At 34.5% G+C, this 20,229-nt stretch carries 22 protein-coding genes; 13 read left to right on the forward strand and 9 right to left on the reverse strand.

The window, feature by feature from the left end; genetic code table 11:
- Positions 1-82 precede the first annotated feature (82 nt).
- The 9 genes from FPG59_RS03575 (at position 83) to FPG59_RS03615 (ending at position 9,669) form a co-directional block, all read left to right on the forward strand.
- A complete protein-coding gene (locus FPG59_RS03575; protein ID WP_086453249.1) occupies positions 83-1,087 on the forward strand; it encodes a MoxR family ATPase in 1,005 nt (334 codons plus the stop codon).
- 84 nt (positions 1,088-1,171) lie between these two features.
- Positions 1,172-2,035 (forward strand): DUF58 domain-containing protein, encoded by an 864-nt coding sequence (locus FPG59_RS03580; RefSeq protein ID WP_086453250.1) that lies wholly within the window; start codon positions 1,172-1,174, stop codon positions 2,033-2,035.
- Between the two features lie 106 nt (positions 2,036-2,141).
- Positions 2,142-3,773 carry a hypothetical protein gene (locus tag FPG59_RS03585; protein WP_086453251.1) on the forward strand — a complete coding sequence of 544 codons (1,632 nt, stop codon included), beginning with the start codon at positions 2,142-2,144 and terminating at the stop codon, positions 3,771-3,773.
- Positions 3,773-4,774, forward strand: coding sequence for a VWA domain-containing protein (locus FPG59_RS03590; RefSeq protein ID WP_086453252.1), 1,002 nt, complete (start codon positions 3,773-3,775; stop codon positions 4,772-4,774). Before FPG59_RS03585 ends, FPG59_RS03590 begins: the two co-directional genes overlap by 1 nt.
- Positions 4,775-4,839: 65 nt before the next feature.
- Positions 4,840-5,871, forward strand: coding sequence for a VWA domain-containing protein (locus FPG59_RS03595; RefSeq protein ID WP_086453253.1), 1,032 nt, complete (start codon positions 4,840-4,842; stop codon positions 5,869-5,871).
- Positions 5,872-5,919: 48 nt separating this feature from the next.
- Positions 5,920-6,681 (forward strand): tetratricopeptide repeat protein, encoded by a 762-nt coding sequence (locus FPG59_RS03600; RefSeq protein WP_086453254.1) that lies wholly within the window; start codon positions 5,920-5,922, stop codon positions 6,679-6,681.
- A gap of 20 nt (positions 6,682-6,701) precedes the next feature.
- Positions 6,702-8,447 carry a BatD family protein gene (locus tag FPG59_RS03605; RefSeq protein WP_086453255.1) on the forward strand — a complete coding sequence of 582 codons (1,746 nt, stop codon included), beginning with the start codon at positions 6,702-6,704 and terminating at the stop codon, positions 8,445-8,447.
- Positions 8,448-8,498: 51 nt separating this feature from the next.
- The gene (locus tag FPG59_RS03610) at positions 8,499-8,879 is read left to right on the forward strand and encodes a GxxExxY protein (RefSeq protein WP_086453256.1); all 381 of its coding nucleotides are present in this window, start codon (positions 8,499-8,501) and stop codon (positions 8,877-8,879) included.
- A 46-nt stretch (positions 8,880-8,925) separates the two neighbouring features.
- Positions 8,926-9,669: a tetratricopeptide repeat protein gene (locus FPG59_RS03615; RefSeq protein ID WP_086453257.1), complete on the forward strand. Its 744-nt coding sequence runs from the start codon at positions 8,926-8,928 to the stop codon at positions 9,667-9,669.
- Between the two features lies 1 nt (position 9,670).
- On the opposite strand, the gene FPG59_RS03620 is transcribed toward FPG59_RS03615, so the two are convergent.
- Entirely contained in the window at positions 9,671-10,183 is a 513-nt protein-coding gene (locus tag FPG59_RS03620; RefSeq protein WP_086453258.1) for a CvpA family protein, read from the reverse strand.
- Between the two features lie 148 nt (positions 10,184-10,331).
- Between FPG59_RS03620 and FPG59_RS03625 the strand changes: the two genes are divergently transcribed.
- From FPG59_RS03625 to FPG59_RS03635, 3 genes are all read left to right on the forward strand, one after another.
- Positions 10,332-10,688 (forward strand): hypothetical protein, encoded by a 357-nt coding sequence (locus FPG59_RS03625; protein ID WP_086453259.1) that lies wholly within the window; start codon positions 10,332-10,334, stop codon positions 10,686-10,688.
- Between the two features lie 101 nt (positions 10,689-10,789).
- The gene (gene pheS / locus FPG59_RS03630; protein WP_086453260.1) at positions 10,790-11,809 is read left to right on the forward strand and encodes a phenylalanine--tRNA ligase subunit alpha; all 1,020 of its coding nucleotides are present in this window, start codon (positions 10,790-10,792) and stop codon (positions 11,807-11,809) included.
- 82 nt (positions 11,810-11,891) lie between these two features.
- The gene (locus FPG59_RS03635; protein ID WP_086453261.1) at positions 11,892-12,299 is read left to right on the forward strand and encodes a hypothetical protein; all 408 of its coding nucleotides are present in this window, start codon (positions 11,892-11,894) and stop codon (positions 12,297-12,299) included.
- Between the two features lie 230 nt (positions 12,300-12,529).
- Here the strand turns inward: FPG59_RS03635 and FPG59_RS03645 are convergent, their stop codons facing one another.
- The 4 genes from FPG59_RS03645 to FPG59_RS03660 all read right to left on the reverse strand — a co-directional run bounded on the left by FPG59_RS03645 (position 12,530) and on the right by FPG59_RS03660 (position 16,096).
- Positions 12,530-12,742 (reverse strand): hypothetical protein, encoded by a 213-nt coding sequence (locus tag FPG59_RS03645; RefSeq protein WP_086453263.1) that lies wholly within the window; start codon positions 12,740-12,742, stop codon positions 12,530-12,532.
- Between the two features lie 35 nt (positions 12,743-12,777).
- A complete protein-coding gene (locus FPG59_RS03650; protein ID WP_086453264.1) occupies positions 12,778-13,773 on the reverse strand; it encodes an NAD(P)H-dependent glycerol-3-phosphate dehydrogenase in 996 nt (331 codons plus the stop codon).
- Between the two features lie 295 nt (positions 13,774-14,068).
- Positions 14,069-15,232: an iron-containing alcohol dehydrogenase gene (locus tag FPG59_RS03655; protein ID WP_086453265.1), complete on the reverse strand. Its 1,164-nt coding sequence runs from the start codon at positions 15,230-15,232 to the stop codon at positions 14,069-14,071.
- A gap of 93 nt (positions 15,233-15,325) precedes the next feature.
- Entirely contained in the window at positions 15,326-16,096 is a 771-nt protein-coding gene (locus FPG59_RS03660) for a type 1 glutamine amidotransferase domain-containing protein (RefSeq protein ID WP_176330685.1), read from the reverse strand.
- Between the two features lie 86 nt (positions 16,097-16,182).
- Between FPG59_RS03660 and FPG59_RS03665 the strand changes: the two genes are divergently transcribed.
- On the forward strand, positions 16,183-17,079 hold the full coding sequence (locus FPG59_RS03665) for a LysR family transcriptional regulator (protein WP_086453278.1): 897 nt from the start codon (positions 16,183-16,185) through the stop codon (positions 17,077-17,079).
- Position 17,080: 1 nt separating this feature from the next.
- Here FPG59_RS03665 and FPG59_RS03670 read toward each other — a convergent pair whose 3' ends face one another.
- From FPG59_RS03670 to FPG59_RS03685, 4 genes are all read right to left on the reverse strand, one after another.
- Entirely contained in the window at positions 17,081-17,569 is a 489-nt protein-coding gene (locus tag FPG59_RS03670) for a hypothetical protein (RefSeq protein WP_086453266.1), read from the reverse strand.
- A gap of 200 nt (positions 17,570-17,769) precedes the next feature.
- On the reverse strand, positions 17,770-18,351 hold the full coding sequence (nadD, locus tag FPG59_RS03675; protein WP_086453267.1) for a nicotinate (nicotinamide) nucleotide adenylyltransferase: 582 nt from the start codon (positions 18,349-18,351) through the stop codon (positions 17,770-17,772).
- Between the two features lie 281 nt (positions 18,352-18,632).
- Positions 18,633-19,205 (reverse strand): guanylate kinase, encoded by a 573-nt coding sequence (gmk, locus tag FPG59_RS03680; RefSeq protein ID WP_086453268.1) that lies wholly within the window; start codon positions 19,203-19,205, stop codon positions 18,633-18,635.
- Between the two features lie 30 nt (positions 19,206-19,235).
- Positions 19,236-20,228 carry a YhcG family protein gene (locus tag FPG59_RS03685; protein ID WP_086453269.1) on the reverse strand — a complete coding sequence of 331 codons (993 nt, stop codon included), beginning with the start codon at positions 20,226-20,228 and terminating at the stop codon, positions 19,236-19,238.
- Between the last annotated feature and the right edge of the window lies 1 nt (position 20,229).

A 20,229-nucleotide genomic window follows, 5' to 3' on the forward strand; every position in this document is an offset into this window, starting at 1 on the left:
TTTAACATCTTACTTCTAAAAAAAAATTCAATTTGCAGCTTCAAAACGAAGGCATTAAATACAAGGTTTTAAAAAAGATATAATGGAAGAAAATACGGGGACTTTAGACATAAGAGCTATCAATGAAAAAATAGAAAGAGAGAGTGCGTTCATAGATCTTTTGACTATGGAAATGAACAAAGTCATTGTGGGTCAAAAACACATGGTTGAGCGATTGTTGATTGGGCTTTTAGGGCAAGGTCATATTTTACTTGAAGGTGTGCCTGGACTTGCAAAGACTCTTGCCATAAACACTTTGGCGCAAGCCGTTCAAGGATCTTTTAGCAGAATCCAGTTTACTCCAGATTTGCTTCCTGCGGATGTTGTGGGTACTATGATTTACAACATCAAAGCAAATGAATTTTCTATAAAAAAAGGCCCTATTTTTGCCAATTTTGTTTTGGCAGATGAGATCAACCGTGCTCCAGCCAAAGTACAATCAGCATTACTTGAGGCGATGCAGGAAAAGCAAGTAACCATTGGTGACACTACTTTTAAACTGGACAGACCTTTCTTAGTATTGGCAACACAAAACCCAGTAGAACAAGAAGGGACATATCAATTGCCTGAGGCTCAAGTGGATCGTTTTATGTTGAAAACGGTTATCGATTACCCTAAGATGGAAGATGAACGCCTTGTAATTCGTCAAAATCTAAAAGGAAGCTATGAAAAAGTAAATGCTGTAGTATCTGTTGAACAAATTTTGCGTGCGCAAGAAGCCGTAAGAGAGGTGTACATGGATGAAAAAATTGAAAAATACATTTTGGATATTGTGTTTGCAACGCGTTATCCTGAAAAATATAAACTAGCTGATTTAAAACCTTTAATCAGTTTTGGAGCTTCTCCTCGTGGAAGTATCAATTTGGCGAATGCCGCAAAATGTTATGCTTTTATCAAGCGCCGTGGGTATGTTATTCCTGAAGATGTTCGTGCAGTTGTGCATGATGTGTTACGCCACCGTATAGGAATTACGTATGAGGCCGAAGCAGAAAACGTTACGTCTGTTGACATCATCAATAAAATTGTAAACGAAGTAGAAGTACCTTAAAAATTAGTTTTCAGTTTTTAGTTACAGTGTACAAGATATGACTTGTACACTGCGACTGAAAACTGCGACTGAAAACTAAAAAAAATGGATACAAAAGACCTCTTAAAAAAAGTTCGAAAAATAGAAATTAAAACCAGAAGATTGAGCGATCACATCTTCTCGGGGGAATATCATACCTCATTTAAAGGACGCGGAATGACCTTTAGTGAGGTGCGACAGTACCAATATGGGGATGATATTCGAGCAATTGACTGGAATGTAACCGCAAGATATAATGAAGCACACGTAAAAGTTTTTGAGGAAGAACGAGAGCTGACCATGATGCTAATGGTAGATATCTCGGGATCAGAAAGTTTTGGTTCTAAAAATCAATTTAAGAAAGATATTGTTACAGAGATTGCGGCAACTATGGCTTTTTCAGCTACTCAAAACAATGATAAGATTGGATTAATTTTGTTTTCAGACCAAATAGAATTGTATATTCCGCCAAAAAAAGGAAGGTCGCATGTATTAAGAATCATTAGAGAGTTGATAGAGCTTGAGCCAAAGAGCAAAAAAACAGATTTAGCGCAAGCCTTAAAGTTTTTATCAGGAACCCAAAAAAAGAAAGCAATAGTCTTTGTTATTTCTGATTTTATGGCAAGCGGTTATGAACAAACACTAAAAATTGCTGCCAAAAAACATGATGTTACTGGAATACGAGTATATGATATTCGGGAAGAAAAAATGCCAGATTTAGGAATGGTTCCTATGCTGGATGCCGAAACAGGTGCTATTGAGTTGATCAACACAGGATCTAAGGCAGTTCGTACTAGTTATGAGAAACACTACCATGATAAGGTAAATTATTTTAAGGAAACGTTTAGTAAATCAGGTTCAGGTGTGGTGAACACAAGAGTTGATGAAAGTTATGTGACTAAGTTGCTGAGTTACTTTAAATCGAGGTAATAAAATCAGATTTTTGATAAAAAATAAATAGAAGTTTCGGGCTTAAATAGGGCATTACAAATTGTTTACCTGCAATCAAAAATCAAAAGAGGTTCAATAATACAACATGAAAAAACATTTATATCTACTACTATTGCTGCTTTCTACGGCTGTTTTTGCACAACAAAAGCAAGTGGTTACAAGTATTGATACAATAAAAAATAAGATTGGTGCCGAGTTTAAGTTGTCCATAAAAACAACGGTAGATTCGTCAAGCCGAGTAATTTTTCCAAAATCGAGAAACTTTGGCGCATTAGAAGTCATTCAGTCTTATCCAGTTGATACCGTTAAAATAGACGGTAGGTATGAATTGACAAAAAGATACGGACTTACCCAGTTTGATTCTGGGAGGTATGTTATTCCTAGGTTTAAAATTTTCATCAACAACCAAGCCTTTCTTACAGATTCACTTTTAGTTGAAGTTGCCAATGTGCAAGTGGATACGCTAAAACAAAAAATGTATGACATTAAAGACATTGCTCCAGCAGAGGAGACTATGGGTAACTGGTGGAAATATGTTTTGGCAATTCTAGTACTTGCTGGGATAGCTGTATTGATTTATTGGTTTATAAAAAAGCGTCAGGAGAAAAAATTACAAGAAGAAGTTTTTAAAACTCCTATTGAAAAAGCAACAACATTACTAGATACCCTAGAGCGAAAAGAACTTTGGCAAAAAGGAGAAGTCAAGGCTTATTATAGTGAATTAACGGATATTGCCAGAAATTATATCGAAGAAGCGATTGAAATTCCAGCCATGGAAAGCACAACATCTGAGTTGATTCAGGGATTAAGAGCGGCTTCTGTCAAAAAGAAAATGACACTTTCACAGGAAATTATTGAAAATCTGGAGCGTGTTTTAAAACAAGCCGATTTAGTAAAATTTGCCAAATCAAAACCTCTTGATTTCGAAATAACAGAGGATCGCAACAAAATTCAAAAAGTTATTTTAACGTTAGATAAATCAATTCCAGTTGAGGTTCCGCTTGAAGAAGAATTACTTTTAAACGAAGCTCAAAAACAAAAACAAATTGAATTGCAATTACGCAAGCAAAGAAAAAAACGCATACAAACCGCGATTGCAAGTGTCGTTTTTCTTGTAACGGCCGTGACCACTTATTTTATTGCAACTAGAGGTTTTGATTTTGTGAAAGACAACATTATGGGTCACCCTACAAAGGAATTATTAGAGGGCGAATGGGTGAAAAGTGAATACGGAAATCCTGGTATTATCATTGAAACTCCAAAGGTTTTAAAACGTGTAGATCTTACCAAAACGCTTCCTAAAAACGGAATGGCATTGATTAAAGAAATGCAATCTTTTGGTTATGGTAGTATTGTAGATCGGTTTTATGTAATGGTATCTACATTAAAATTTAAAGCCGAAACTCAAATTGACTTGGCCAAATCAATGGACGGTGCTTTACAATCTCTAGAAGCACAAGGAGCACAAAACATGATTGTCAAGCAAGAAGAATTTGAAACGCCAGAAGGTGTAAAAGGATTAAAAGCCTACGGAACTTTTTCTCAACTAGACAGCCAAAACAAAACTACAGCACGAATGTATTATGAGGCACTATTGTTTAGTCAAGAAGGCGGTTTGCAACAAATTTTAATTTTTCATGAAGAAGGAGATTCTTATGGAAATGAAATTTCGGAACGGGTTTTAAATACTGTCGAATTAAAACAAGCAAGTAAATAATGGAGAAAATAACGTTTTTAAACCCAGAATTTTTTTGGTTGTTTGTATTAATCCCAGTTGTTATTTTTTGGTTTTTCCAAAAAAATAAGCAGCAATCGGCTACCTTGAAAATGAGTTCATTGGAAGGATTCAAAGGTTCAGAATCATTTTTGACCAAGTTAAAACCCATGTTAAACGTGTTGCGAGTACTCTCCTTATGCTCATTAATCGTTGCATTGGCACGACCAAGAACGGTAGACATTAGCAATAAAACGAAAACTACAAAAGGGATTGATATTGTAATGGCAATTGACGTATCAGGGAGTATGCTTGCCAAAGATTTGAAACCTAATAGGATGGAAGCCCTCAAGAGAGTAGCTGCCGATTTTGTTCAAGAAAGACCAAATGACCGAATTGGGCTTGTAGTTTATGCCTCTGAAGCGTATACAAAAACACCAGTAACCAGTGATAAAGCTGTTATTCTTAATGCCATTAACAGCATTAAATATGACAATGTTTTGCAAGACGGAACCGGAATTGGTATGGGACTAGCAACTGCAGTAAACAGATTAAAAGACAGTCAAGCTAAAAGTAAAGTGGTTATTTTATTGACAGATGGTGTAAATAATGCCGGATTTATTGAGCCAGAAACGGCATCTGACATTGCTAAACAATACGGAATAAAAGTGTATACGGTAGGAATTGGTACTAATGGTATGGCAATGTTTCCATATGCTATTGCGCCTAATGGAAAATTTTTGTTCCAGATGATGAAAGTGGAGATTGATGAGCAATTAATGAAAAATATAGCTAAGAAAACCGATGGGAAATATTTTAGAGCCACAAGCAATAATAAGTTAGCCGAGATTTACGCATCGATCAATAAACTAGAAACTACAGAAATAGAAGAACTTAAGTTTTATGATTATGATGAAAAATTCAGACCGTTTATCTGGCTTGCTGGATTTTTAGTATTGCTGGAAGTAGGATTAAGAAATACGGTTTTTAGAAGCTTTGTATAATGACAGTCGCTCTCACAGTTTTCAGTTCAAAACTATAGCGGAATACTGCGACTAAAAGTAAAAAAATGGAATTAGACGAAAAAAAATATTTATACCTCTTATTGATACTGCCTCTAGTAGTGTTGGTTTTTTTATTCAATTTATATTGGAAAAGAAAAAAACAACGCGAATTTGGTGATTTAGAAATGGTAAAAAAACTGAGTCCAGACAGCTCCATGTTTAAACCTGTTCTAAAAATTGTAATTCTTATTTTAGCTTTACTAGGGCTTATTATTGGTCTGGTAAACCCAAAGATTGGAACTAAAATGGAAACGGTAAAACGCGAAGGAATTGATATTGTTTTTGCTGTGGATGTCTCCAAAAGTATGCTGGCCGAAGATATAGCGCCAAGCCGATTGGACAAAAGCAAGCAAATTGTTTCGCAAATTATCAACCAGCTTGGTAGTGACCGAATAGGAATTGTTGCCTATGCCGGGAGCGCTTTTCCAGTGTTGCCCATCACTACGGATTATAGTGTGGCTAAAATGTTTTTACAAAGCATGAATACAGATATGGTTTCCTCTGTAGGGACATCATTTAATGAGGCTATCAAGTTATCATCTACTTATTTTGATGACAAGAAAACGAGCAAGCTTTTAATTATGATTTCAGATGGAGAAGATCATAATGAAGGTGCAGAAGCTGCTGCAGAAGAAGCCGCTAAACTAGGAATTAAAATTATCACAATAGGTGTAGGAACCGAAAAAGGAGGTACAATTCCACTAAAACGAAACGGTGTTGTTGAAGGTTTTAAAAAAGACAGCAATAATGAAGTTGTAATTACAAAGTTGGTGCCTGAAAGTTTAACATTGATTGCAAAAACCACAAAAGGAGGGTATGTAAACGGAAATAACACAAAAGAAGTTTTAGAATATGTCAAAAATGCACTAAACAATATTCAAAAAACCGAATTTGAAGCTACGGAAATGGCCGATTTTCAATCGCAATTTCAATGGTTTTTAGGCTTTGCCTTTTTGTTGTTATTTGCAGATGTTTTTCTATTGGAAAGAAAAACAAGTTGGGTTAAGAAATTGGATTTATTTAACGAGAATAAATAATTATTTTCAAAAGGTTTTCAAAACCCTTTGGACATAGAGCTACAATAAATGAAAAGATTTAAAATAATTATAGTTGCTTTTTTAATCAGTGCTTTTTGCGGTACAGCTGGATTGCTTGCGCAACAAAAAGACCGAATTTTGCCCAAAGCAAACCAAGAATATACGGACAATAAATTTGCGGATGCTGAAGCTAATTATCGGATTTCGGATTCAAAATTCCCTAATAAAGCTGCTGCGCCTTTTAATCTTGGAAACAGTATCTACAAACAAAAACAGTCTAGTGAAGCCAAATTTGCTTTTGCGAAAGCCTTAAAAAATTCGAAAACAAGACCCGAAAAACACCGTGCTTTTCATAACCTAGGAAATGTATTTATGAATGAAAAGGATTATACGCAAGCCGTAGAAGCCTATAAAAATGCGTTGCGTAATGATCCAAAAGATGAAGAAACACGTTATAATTATGCCTTGGCCAAAAAAATGCTAAAAGACAATGCGCCGAAGGACGACAAGAAAAAAGACGATAAGAAAGATAAGGATAAGGATAAAAAAGACGATAAGAAAGACGGAGAAAAAGATAAAAAAGACGACAAGGAAAAAGATAAAAAGGACGACAAAGGCGATCAGGATAAGCAAAATAAAGATTCGAAACCAAATGAAAAAGGAGAGCCTAAACCTGCACCAGGAGGAATTTCTAAAGAACGTTTAGAAAATCTTTTAGACGCTGTAAATAAAGAGGAAAAGAAAATTCAAGACAAGGTAAATGCCCAAAAAGTAAAAGGAAAACCAGTTAAAACAGAAAAAGATTGGTAATTCAATTAGAGATTTTGAAAATGAAAAAATACATTGCAGCGATTGTTTTATTAGTGTGTAGCACGCTGAGCGCTCAGGTTCAGTTTGAGGCCAGAGTTAGCAAAACTACGCTAGGTTTGAATGAAAGATTGCGTATTGATTTTATGATGAATGTAGATGGCGATAACTTCGTGCAGCCATCTTTTGATGGTTTCAGAATTATTGCCGGACCTAGTCAGCAAGTGAGTCAGTCATGGGTAAACGGGAGAAGCTCTTTTGAAAAAGCATATTCTTATTTTTTGGTGCCCAATCAAAAAGGAACTTTTGTAATCAAGGCGGCGGCTATTGAGTACAACGGGCAAATTTACAAAACAGCACCTATAAAAATAACGGTTACTGCAGCTACAGAGCAGCCTAGAGATCCTAACGATCCTCAAATTTCTGGTGATGAAAACTTATATTTGGTTGCTGATGTTTCTAAAACAAATCCATATCTCAATGAACCAGTTACGGTTGTATATAAATTGTATTTTGCAAACATTGGCATTACAAATCTTGGAGAAACAAGTAAACCCAAATACAATGATTTTTGGAGTCAAAACATTGAAATAAAACAACTAGTTGCCGAAGAAGGCATTTTTAAAGGTCAAAATTTCAGGTATATTGTTCTCAAGAAAGTAATATTGTATCCTCAAAAATCGGGTAGACTTAAAATTGAGCCACTTTCCTTAACTGTTGATGTGCAATTGCCTACGAATCGTAGAGATATGTTTGGTAGAATGCTACTCACCGAAACTACAAAAAGAGTTTCGGCTGGAGCCAAAACAATAAACGTAAAACCACTACCTGAAGCAGGCAAACCAGATGATTTTACCGGTGCAGTGGGTAATTTTGATTTTAAAGTTACTCCATCAAAAACTAATTTAAAACATGGTGAAAGCCTAGATTTGGTTGTGAGCGTTACCGGAAAAGGAAATTTAAAACTATTTAGTTTGCCAAAACCCGTAGTTCCAAATGCTCTGGAAATGTATGATGCCGTTCACAGCGAAGACATTAGCACACCGCTATCTGGAATGGCAGGAAAATCAGTTGATAGTTATGCAATAGTTCCGCAATATAAAGGGAATTATCCGGTAAAACCAATGCAGTTTTCATATTTTGATTTAAGTTCTGGAACCTATAAAACCTTGCGTTCACCAGAAATCATGATACATGTACTTGATGGGCCTACACCTGTAGATTCTACTGCTACAAAGGGTAATAAAAATAAAATTGCGACTGTAGAAGAATTTAAAAACATTAAGTCAAAGACTAATTTTGTTCCAATAAATAAGAAAGATTTTTTAGGTTCTAATATGTTTACGGGGTTGTTATTGCTTCCTTTTTTATTGATCCCGCTGATTGTGTTGTTCAAAAAGAAGAAAGAAGCTATGGATGGTGATGTTGCTGGAAACAGAGTCCGCATGAATAACAAGCTGGCCAAGAAATATTTATCAGAAGCCAAGAAACAAATCAACAATAAAGAACTTTTTTATATTGCACTTGAAAAAGCGATGCATAATTTCTTGAAAGCCAAATTAAATATTGAAACTTCAGAAATGAGTAAGGATAATATTCAAGAATTATTGTTGTCTCGTAATGCAAATCCAGAAGCGGTAACCGATTTTATTACACTTACTGAAAATTGTGAAATAGCGCGTTATTCACCTTCATCAAGTGTCACGATTCAACAGGATTTTGACAAAGCGGTAGTTATAATTTCGGATTTAGAAAAACAAATTACTTAACCACTAAGGGCACAAAGAAATCACAGAGTACACAAGTTTTTACAAAAGATAATGACGGAGAACGAAATATCAAAAATTGTATTTGAAAGTGCTTTAAAAGTTCACAAAGCTTTAGGTCCCGGACTGCTTGAAAGTGCTTATGAAGAATGCTTATTTTATGAAGTTAAAAAAAGTAATTTAAAAGTAGAAAAGCAGAAAGCGCTTCCTTTGATTTATGAAGGGGTAAAGTTAGATGTGGGTTATAGGATTGATTTGTTAATTGAAAATAAGTTTATCGTTGAGGTAAAATCTGTTGAAGCTTTGACGGATGTTCACTTAGCTCAACTGTTAACCTATTTGAGATTGTCAGATTGTAGATTAGGATTACTAATTAATTTTAATGTTAAATTGCTAAAAGAAGGCGTAAGAAGAGTTATAAATGGAGCACTTTAAATAGTGATCTTAGCGAAATCTTTGTGACCTTCGTGTTTAAATTGTTATGAAAAACATACTGTACATATTTTTATTTTCAACCCAATTTTTCTTTGCCCAAAGTGGTTTTGAGAATGGCAACGCGTTCTATGCAAAAGGAAAGTATACTGAGGCTGCAGCGGCTTATGAAAGTGTTTTAAAAAACAACCAACACTCATCAGAGTTGTATTTTAATTTGGGTAATGCCTACTATAAGCTCAATCAAGTTGCGCCTGCTATTTACAATTATGAGAAAGCCCTTGTACTAAATCCAGAAAACGTTGAGGCGGCAGGTAACTTAAAATTCGCCCAAAAAAGAACAATTGATGAGTTTAAGGTGATTCCTAAAGTAGGCTTTGCAAAACTCATACAAGACTTCACGGGACAGTTTGACTATGACGTTTGGGGTAAAATAGCTATCGGTCTTTCATTTTTATTTTTTACGTTCTTTTTAGTGTATTATATTTCTCGAAAACCACTTTTAAAAAGAGTTTTCTTTACCGGAATGAGTGTAGCTTTTGTATTGCTTCTGGTTGTACTTTCGGCTGCATTTTTTGAGAAAAAGTATTATTATTCTGAACGACCGGCGATCGTTTTTGCCGAAAAAACAGATGTGAAAAAAGAACCGAGAGAAGGCGGAAAACCTTTGCTAGCAATACATGAAGGAGCCAAAGTCTACGTTTTTGAAACTATTGGAAAATGGAAAAAAATCCAACTCACAGATGGAACTTCTGGTTGGATTGAAAGTAGTACTATTAAGGAAGTGAAATAGATTATTCTTTACTTTTTTTCTTCAAACTACTGTACCATTCTTGTAGGGAAGGGTAGAGGTAAGCAGCAGTTTTTTGAACGGGATTGTAAAATATGGATTTGTCAAGTGTTTCTTTCTTGACCAAAATATGATTGTAATTTATTTTTTCAAAAATTGAAAATACAATTCCTAAGATTAAAACGGTTTTTAATATTCTAAAAAAACCACCACCTATAGAATTTGCCCATCCCAAGAAAGCAAAACTCGCTATCCCAGTAAGGAATTTACCTAAAAATGTTACTGCTACAACAACGATTAAAAACGTAATCATAAACGCTATCACTTGGATGGTATTTGGATTCCAGTTTACAAATCCCGAAATGATTTCTTTTGTAAAAAATGAAAATTTAATAGCTAAATAGATTCCTAATATTAACGAAACTAAGGAAGCTAGTTCAACAAAAAGACCATTTTTTAAACCTTTAAATCCAGCAAAAGCTAGTAAAGCACCCAATATAATATCTAGAAAACTCATAAAAACAAAAATATAGCGATTTAAATAAAGAACAAAGATAAAAGAATTGTTGACTATCAATTGCCAATTTTCAAGTTCTTATCTTTGTACAAATAATTTTATGAGTTGTACATCAATAATTCATAATCCATCATTCATACTTTAAACAATGTCCAGAGATATACAACTAAAAGAACGCTGGGAACAGTTGGTTCAACTACTTTCTGATCAATTTTCGCAAGGCGAGGATCTAGATCTAGACGCCATTATTTATTTAATTGGTGTGCAAGAATTAGGCAAAGTTCACCAAGAATTTAAAAAAGACGAAAAACTCAATTTGATGCATATTGCCATTTGCCGTTTGTTAGAGCCTTATGGTTACTATGAATTCGAGTTTTTTGACAAAGACGGTTGGCCTCATTACAAAGTTAAAGAGCAATTGCCAGCGTTAAAGGCAGGAGAACAATCGGTTTTGATGAAAGAAGCCATCGTGAATTATTTCTTAGAACGCGAAGTAATTTCGTAGTTGACAGTCACAGTCGCAGTTTTCAGAATGAATCTACTAGAAACTGCGACTGAAAACTGAAAACTTTTTCATAAATTTGCACTCTCAATTACGGAAGGAAAATGATAGACAAGATAAAAGAATATATCGGCGAAGCTCAAGCTTTTTCAACTCAAAATGCAACTGAATTAGAAGCATTTCGAATTAAATTTTTAGGAAGCAAAGGTCTTTTGAAAGATTTGTTTGCGGAGTTCAAAAATGTACCAAACGATCAAAAAAAGGAGTTTGGACAAATCATGAATTTGCTAAAAACTACTGCCGAAGAAAAAGTAAAATCCATACAAGAAGCTTTAGAAAGTAAAGAAGAAAGTAAAGGGTTTTATGGTGATTTGACTCGCTCTGCTGAACCGGTTATCATCGGTTCTCGTCACCCTATTTCATTGGTTAAAAACCAAATCATAGACATCTTTTCTACCATAGGTTTTAACGTTTCTGAAGGTCCAGAAATTGAAGATGATTGGCATAATTTTACTGCATTGAACTTGCCAGAATACCATCCGGCACGTGATATGCAAGATACATTTTTCATTCAAACTAATCCAGATATTTTGTTGCGTACACACACTTCATCTGTGCAAGTGCGCTACATGGAGAACAACAAGCCGCCTATTCGTACTATTTCGCCAGGGCGCGTTTTTCGTAATGAGGCTGTTTCGTCTCGTTCCCATTGTATTTTTCATCAAGTGGAAGGGTTGTACATTGATAAAGACGTTTCTTTTGCCGACTTAAAACAAACTTTGTTGTATTTTACTAAAGAGATGTTTGGGAAATCAAAGATCCGTTTGCGTCCTTCTTATTTTCCATTTACAGAACCAAGTGCCGAAATTGATATTTACTGGGGTTTAAAAACAGAAACAGATTACAGAATTACCAAAGGAACCGGCTGGCTAGAGATAGGTGGTTGCGGTATGGTAGATCCTAATGTATTAAAGAACTGCAACATCAATCCAGAAGAGCACACAGGTTTTGCATTCGGAATGGGAATCGAACGAATTGCGATGTTGTTGTATCAAATAGGCGATATTCGTATGTTTTATGAAAATGACGTTCGTTTCTTAGAGCAATTTAAAGCAAGTATATAATTTAATAGTACTTAGTCACTAGTACTTAGTTTCTTGGTGTAAATGACTAAGGACTACGTACTAGGGACTAAAAACTCAATTTATGAAAAAAGACATCATCATTCCCGAAGTAGAAAACGTTTTTTTTGCAGCAGTGCAAGAATGGAGCGAAGATTTTATGGAGAAAGTGTGGTACGCATATCTAGTAAACGATAGCGATTACTTGATCGAAAGTGTTATGGTTGTTTCTAAGGCCTTTGGAACAATAGATGGTGAAATGAAGAAAACATCACTTTTGCGTCACGCTTTTATAGAAGTTCCAGCGGTATCTGTTGTCAAAGTCGAAATGATCGAAAAAAGTGTTTTGGCGCTTAATAATGAATTCATGCTCACGTTTTTCATGGATGGAAAATTGTACGATAAAAAATTTATTTTCAAAGCAAACGCTATCAATGAAACGGAAGTAGAAGAAGTACCTATTTTATTTGTTGACGGAGTTATTGTTAGATAAATTATTATTGCTTTATTCTTTTATTTTCTGTTTCCAAGAAAAATAGCTTACTACAAAAATCCCGGCTACAATAAAAAACAACATTCTCAGTAAACTTCTTTGGGATAAAAAGGCCTGTGAAAATGACATGTTTAGTAAGTCAAAAACTTGTAAGGTAAGAGAAAAAGATATCCCCCAAATTGATCCTATTTTAAGTTGGTATTTCCATCTTTCGCTCATAAGTAAAAAAATTATAGGTTTTGTTTTTGTTTGGATTTCCAAGTAAAATATCCTAAAACAAAGATGCCAATTAGTATGTAACCAGCCGCTTGTAAATAAAATACAGTAGAAACTATTTGTTGTGAAAATGGAATTTCTTTAAGGTTAAATAACACATTAAAAACAGTCATTACTATTCCCCATATACTACCCATCGTAATTTGATATTTCCATCTTTCACTCATGAGGTTTATTTTAAATTTTGAATACGGTTGCTAGACTAATCAAGTTTGTCGGTTAGTTTTTTAAATACCGCCTTCGCATCTTGACCTTCATATAAAATGCTATGTACAGCATCTATTATTGGTGTTTTGGCACCATAAGCTTGATTGAGTTTGTAAGCGCTTTTGGCTGCATAGTAGCCTTCAGAAACCATACTCATTTCCATCATAGCTGATTTTACGGTATATCCTTTCCCTATCATGTTGCCAAACATTCTATTTCTAGAAAAAACAGAGTATCCAGTCACCAATAAATCACCTAAATAAGCGGAGTCGTTGATGTTGCGTTTCATGCGATGTACTTTTTTGATGAATTTTTTCATCTCGCGAATCCCATTACTCATCAATACAGACTGAAAATTATCGCCATACCCCAAACCGTGTGCTATTCCTGCAGCTATAGCATAAATATTTTTTAGCATAGCAGCATACTCAGTACCTATAATATCATCTGTAATTTTTGTCTTAATGTAGTTTCCAGACAAATTTTTAGCCACCGTTTTGGCTTTATCAGGGTCGCCGCAAGCAATGGTGAGGTAAGATAGGCGTTCCATAGCTACTTCTTCGGCATGGCAAGGGCCTGTTATGACACCAATATTGTAATACGGAATATCATATTTTACATGAAAATGTTCGCCCACTATAAGGCTTGTTTCTGGAACAATTCCTTTTATGGCTGAAAAAATAATTTTATCTTCTAATGAAACGGTAAGTTTTTCTAATTCTGCACCAAGAAAGGCAGATGGAATAGCAAAGATGATATAATCAGCATAGGCTACTGCCTCGTTGATGTCACTGGTAAGTTTTAGTTTTTTAACGTCAAACTCAACCGAACTCAAATAGTTAGGATTGTGTTTATAGGTTTTAAGATGTTCAATTGCAGCTTCATTACGCATGTACCAAGCTATTTCGTCAAGATTTACACAAAGCATCTTAGCTATTGCTGTAGCCCAACTCCCACCACCAATTACTGCAAATTTTTTATTATCGGTCATTGTTTACTGAATTTAATCAAAAGTACTTAAAAAAGGTCTAATGAAACAAATTTAATTATTGTCAGAGGTATTGTGTATACTAAGTTTTTTGAAAATTTATCTTAAAAAAGTAAAATATAATTATGTTTTTTTTAATTATACTATACTATTTTTAGTTATACGACGTTATGCCTAATTAGTAAACAGTATTTTAACAAATATTTGAATTGAGTGAGTTAGTTATATTTTAGAATGTTAAAAGGCGTTCCCTATTGTAGAGAACGCCTTTTTTATGGTATAAAAGTGCGTTTGAAGTTTAATAACTCATTTCAACTATTGCTTTTACTTTTTCTAAAGTGATGTTTTGCTTTTCACCTAATCCTAACCAACCTCTTTCTTTAAAACGGTTTACTATGAAATCGGCAGTTTTATCGTATTCTTTAGTGTAGTCTGACAATTTAGTGTCCATTCCCATAGTGTGAAAAAAGGCTACTGTTTTGTTGATCGCTTCGTTTGCAATTTCATCCTCAGAACCCGTTAAATTGAAAATACGTTTTCCGTATTGTGCTAATTTCCCTTTTTTGGTTTCAAACATGACGCGGTACAAATTTGGACCAACTACTGCTAACGTTCTGGCATGATCAATTCCGTACAAAGCCGTAAGCTCGTGACCAATCATGTGCGTAGCCCAATCAGATGGAACTCCTTTTTGAATTAAACCGTTCAATGCCATGGTACAACTCCACATAAAGTTAGAAGCCAAGGCGTAATCTGATGGGTTTTCAACTACTTCAGGACCTACTTGAATTAAGGTTTGTAATATACTTTCGGCAATACGATCTTGTAAAAAGCCTTCGTGCGGATAAGTTAAATATTGTTCCAAAACGTGAGTATAAGCATCTACAACACCATTTTGCAATTGTCTTTTTGGAAGCGATTGAATGACTGTTGGATCACATATAGAAAATTTTGGAAACAATGCTGAACCTCCAAACGCCAATTTCTCTTGAGTAGCTTTGATAGTTACCACAGAGCCAGAGTTCATCTCGCTTCCTGTTGCTGGCAAAGTAAGAACTGTTCCAAAAGGTATTACTTTAGATAAATCCTTAATCAACAATCTTTTTTGTAGAATTTCCATTGGATTTCCTTCAAAATGTACGGCTGCCGAAATGAATTTTACTCCATCAATTACTGAACCTCCACCAACGGCAAGGATAAAATCAATGTTTTGTTCCTTAATTACGTCAACCGCTTTAATCAAAGTTTCAAAATGCGGATTGGGTTCAATTCCACCAAATTCAACAATTTCAAAACCTTTTAAATTGTTGATGACCTGCTCGTGAATACCATTTTTGAAAATACTTCCACCACCATAAGCCAAAAGAATTTTTGCTCCTTGAGGCACTAGCGTGGATAGTTTTTCTATTTGTCCTTTTCCAAAAACTAAATTGGTAGGATTGTATAATTCGAAGTTTAACATGATGTTTTAATTTTTAAAGAGTTACTAAGTTACTAAAATACTGAGTTTTTAAAGCTTAGCAACTTAGCTTCTCAGTATCTTAGCGACTTTCTCTTATTTTTTTGAATTCAATTGAGCCAATAATTTTTCAGCAACTAATTTAGACGAAGCTGGATTTTGACCTGTAATTAACAAACCATCTTCTACTGCGTATGGATTCCAATCTGCTACTTTAGAGTAAATAGCTCCGTTGGCTTGTAAAGCATCTTCTAATAAAAAAGGAACAACTTTAGTCAATCCAACCGCTTCTTCCTCGGTGTTTGAAAAACCAGTTACTTTTTTGCCTTTTACTAAAAATTCTCCATTTACTTTTACGTTTTTCAACACTGCTGGTGAGTGACATACAAAAGCTACAGGTTTGTTATTAGTGTAAAAAGACTCAATTAAAGCGCTAGAATTAGTATCAATAGCTAAATCCCATAAAGGTCCGTGTCCGCCTGGATAAAAAACAGCATCGTAATCAGACTCTTTCACATCGCTTAATTTGTGCGTATTTTTTAGTTTTGCTAGCAATTCAGTATCGGCATCAAAACGTTTTGTGTCTTCTGTAGCTGCAGATGGGTCTTCACTTTTAGGGTCAATTGGTGGTTGTCCTCCTTTTGGCGTTGCAATATCAATTTGAACACCTTTGTCAAGTAATTCATAATAAGGAGCAGCAAATTCTTCTGTCCAAAATCCTGTTTTTTCTCCTGTGTTTCCTAGTTCAGAATGACTAGTTAAAACGAATAATACTTTTTTCATCTTAGTTTTTTTTGTTTTTTGTGCTGTTGCCGATAAGCAACCCACGGTTAATACTAGTAATGCAAATAATGCGATCTTTTTCATCTTTTAATTTCTTTGTACAAATTTACGGCGATTATGTTATCAGTAAAAATAATTTAAATTATGTTTGTGATAAATATATTTATATCATGGTCAATTTAGAATGGTACCGCACCTTTAAATCAGTGTATAAAAATGGAAATTTTTCGGCTGCTGCCAAAGAGTTGTTTATTAGTCAACCCGCTGTGAGTCAGCAAATATCCATGCTCGAAGCGCACGTGGGGTACAAGCTTTTCAATAGAAAGTCAAAAGGCGTAGAACCTACGGAATACGCTAAGTTACTCAATAATTTAATCATTGAGGCGTTAGACCGATTGGAAAATGTAGAAAACGGTTTTCGTGCGAAAGCATTCAATGCCAATCGCTTAATTTCAATAGGGATTTCGAAACATTTAATGTCTAGTTTGGGTAGCGCCTTAGTTTCGAAGTTTGAGTATATTGACTTTAGTTTTCATGACAATGACACGTTGTTTGAATTGGTGAACGAAAAAAAACTAGATTTTGCGATCGTCATCAAACAATATGACACCTTTGATACCATTCAAAAAAAAGTAGGCGAAATTAAGCAGGTAATTGTGGGCTCAACTGAAATTGATGCTTCACCTTTAAAAGCAAGTATAAAACTAAAAGATTTTGCGGCCATTGAATATTGGTTAAACGATCAAAAATGGTACAGTCACAATGCTCAAATTCCGCATATAAAATTATTTTGGTTGCATGTCTTTAACAAAAAAAGACCATCGATGGTTCCTAATTATATCATTCCGTCTGAATATGAAATGATTGAAATCATTTCGAGAAATACAGGAATAGGAGTAGTTTGGGATATTAATGCAAAAAAGCTACTAGCCGAAAATAAAATCCAGATGTTGTGGAACAGCAAGCAAATGCCGAGCACAGCTGTTTATGTTTTGTCAGGAAAAAACGATAATTTGAGTGCTATTTTTGAGAATATTCAAGTAGAGTTGAAAAAGGTTCTAAGTTAACTTAGCAACAATATTTTGCTCGCATTTCCATAGCCTCTTCATCTGAGGAATATCCCATGAGCAATAGGCCTTCAGTGCAATCTACTCTTTTTTCTTTGATTAGTTTTGCTACAAAATTTATAAATTCTGTGCTTTCTCGGTGGCCTTGAGGAATAAAATTGAGATAGTGTCTCGAATATTTTATCTTTTCTTGGCAAATTAAAGTGGTGATTTGATCAAAGAAAAATCGCACTTCGTAAGGAGTATTGATTTCGAAGAAGAATTTTATTTTTTCATCGTTGTAAGTAAATGTGATGCTGTTTCCTATTCCGTTTGTATAGCATGGTCCGCTTCGGGATTCAGGAGTTGGTTTTCCATAGTAATCACCGGCGGAAACAGTGAAGTTTGTAATATGTTGGTATTCAAATTGTCTGTCATCGACTTGCATGTAATCATCTTTAAATTGAAGATCTCCTTCAAAATAGCCATTGATGTTTTCATGCTCATTCAAACGTACAATAAAACTGGAAAGGTATCAAATAGCGGAAATAGCAAGTAGGTATAGGATTGGTTTGTTTTAAATATCAAAAATATACGAGAAAATCAATACACTAAAAATAGCAGCAATAGAGTAATGATGTAATTTCTCGGATAAAGTCAAAGTAGAAGAACCTCTTCTTTTTTTTGGGCGAAAAATTCGAAATGAGAGAATCACTTTTTATAAAAATTATTATGATCAATGTACTCCCAAACTTTTGCAGGCAACAGCGGTTGAATGTTTTTGCCTTTTTTGATGTTGTCACGTATAAAAGTTGCTGAAATCTCTACAACAGGCGCATCAATCAAATGTATTTTTGGATGGTTTTTAAACTCCAAGTTTTCCTCTTCAGTTGAGATTCGTGGGTACACATAAACGTCATGGCGTTCAAGGATTACTTCGTAGTTTTTCCATTTGTGTAACGACTTCAAATTGTCTTCTCCCATGATTAAGGAGAATTCGTAGTTAGGATATTTGTCTTCTAAATGAGCGAGTGTATTTACCGTATAATTAGGTTGTGGTAGTTTAAATTCAATATTCGATGGCTTGATTTTTGGAAAATCCTCAGTAGCTAGAAAAACCATTTGCAAACGGTGATAATCATCAAGTAGTGTGCTTTTTTTCTTCAAAGGATTATGTGGCGTAACCACCATCCAAACTTGATCCAAATCAGAGTGCTCCGCCATGTGATTGGCAATGATAAGATGCCCAACATGAATGGGATTAAATGTTCCGAAATAAAGTCCGATTTTCATTTTTATTTTGTTTCGCTAAGATTCGCAAAGAGTTTTAGAAGTTTCACGAAAGATTTTTAATGCTTTGTGTATCTCTTTTTTTTCTTTGCGAAACTTTGTGTAATAATTTTAATCCTCAACAAAATCCTTCACCAATAGATACGCTTCCTTAATTGCAACAGGTAATTTTTTTATATATAATTGTTTCGCAAAGGTTCGCAAAAGCTTTTAAAAGTTTCGAGAAGGATTTTTAAAAGCTTTGTGTATCTCTTTTTTTCTTTGTGAATCTTTGTGCAATAATTTTAATCCTCAACAAAATCCTTCACCAATTGATAAGCTTCTTCAAGAGCAACTGGCAAATCGTAGTTCTTGATAATCACATCAAATTGTGGAGCAGTTGCTAATTCTACAGATGCTTTAGCAATACGCATATTGATTTTGTCATCGCTTTCAGTGGATCGTTCCTTCAATCGTCTTTTAAGTTCATCCACACTTGGTGGTTTCACAAAAACAGCAAGAGTTTCTTCGGGAAATTTATGTTTAATGCGCAATCCGCCAGCAACATCAATATCAAAAATCACGTTTTTACCTAGTGCCCAAATGCGTTCTACTTCACTTTTTAAAGTTCCGTAGAAATTATCGCGGTAAACTTCTTCCCATTCTACGAAATCCTCGTTTTTAATGTGCGTTTTAAAATCTTTTAATGACATAAAATAGTAATCCTTGCCACTTACTTCTTCACCACGAGCTTCGCGTGTAGCAGCTGATATCGAAAACTCTAAATTCAAGTCTTCTTGCTTTAATAAATGCCTAACTATAGTAGTTTTTCCTGATCCTGACGGTGCCGAGAATACGATTAATTTTCCTTTTTTCATTTGTATGATGAATTTGTTTAGGTGTGTGAATTAGTGACCTAATAATTTCAATTTTATTTTTTCTCGTTCAATCTCTTCTATCAATTCTTTTTCGCTAGGCAAATACGGTAGGTATTTTGTAGCAAAAAGGTGTGGTGAATCATTGATAATAGAGTATTTAACAACTGTTTCGCTTTTTTCAGTACAAAGAATTATACCAATGGTTGGCAAATCGCCCTCTGGTTTTTTTAAATCATCAAACATACGACGGTACATATCCATTTGTCCAATATCTTGATGAGTGAGTTTGCCTATTTTTAAATCAAATAAAACAAAACATTTTAAGAGATAATTATAAAAAACTAAATCAATATAGTAATGTTCAGTTTCACTACTTATGCGGTATTGTCTTCCTACAAATGAAAATCCTTTACCAAGTTCCATTAAGAAAACCTGAAAATTCTCTATCAAAATACTTTCTACTTCTTGTTCTGAATGACTTTTAGGTTCTGGAATATCTAAGAACTCAAACACATAAGGATCTTTGATAAAGTCTTTAATGTTGATTTTCGTTTCAGCTACTTCTTTCTTTAAAATCGTTTTAGAGGATAGTAGTCGATCGTAATATAACGTTTTAATATTTCGCTCTAAAGTTCGTACACTCCAGTTTTCTTGGTAAGCTTCTGTAAGATAATATTGTCTAGCCTCAAGGTTGTCAATTCGCATGATGAGTCTATTGTGGCTCCAGCTTAATTTGCTACACAGTGTGTAGCAAATTTGTTCATCAGGATAAGTCAAGTAAAATTGTCGAAAATTACGAAGATTAGCAGAAGAAAATCCTTTTCCGAATTCAGCGGATAAATTCTTTGACAATTCTTTTAAAACTGCTTCGCCATAATTGGCTTTTTCATTACCATTTTGCTCTTGAACAACAATTTTTTGTCCAATTTTCCAATACGCTTCAATCATTGCAAGATTGATTGCCCGATACGATTGTTGTCGGGCTATGATCAATATTTGCTTTATTTCTTGAATGTACCGCATC

It is taken from the genome of Flavobacterium sp. FPG59 (assembly GCF_002150205.1).
Lineage (GTDB): Bacteria > Bacteroidota > Bacteroidia > Flavobacteriales > Flavobacteriaceae > Flavobacterium.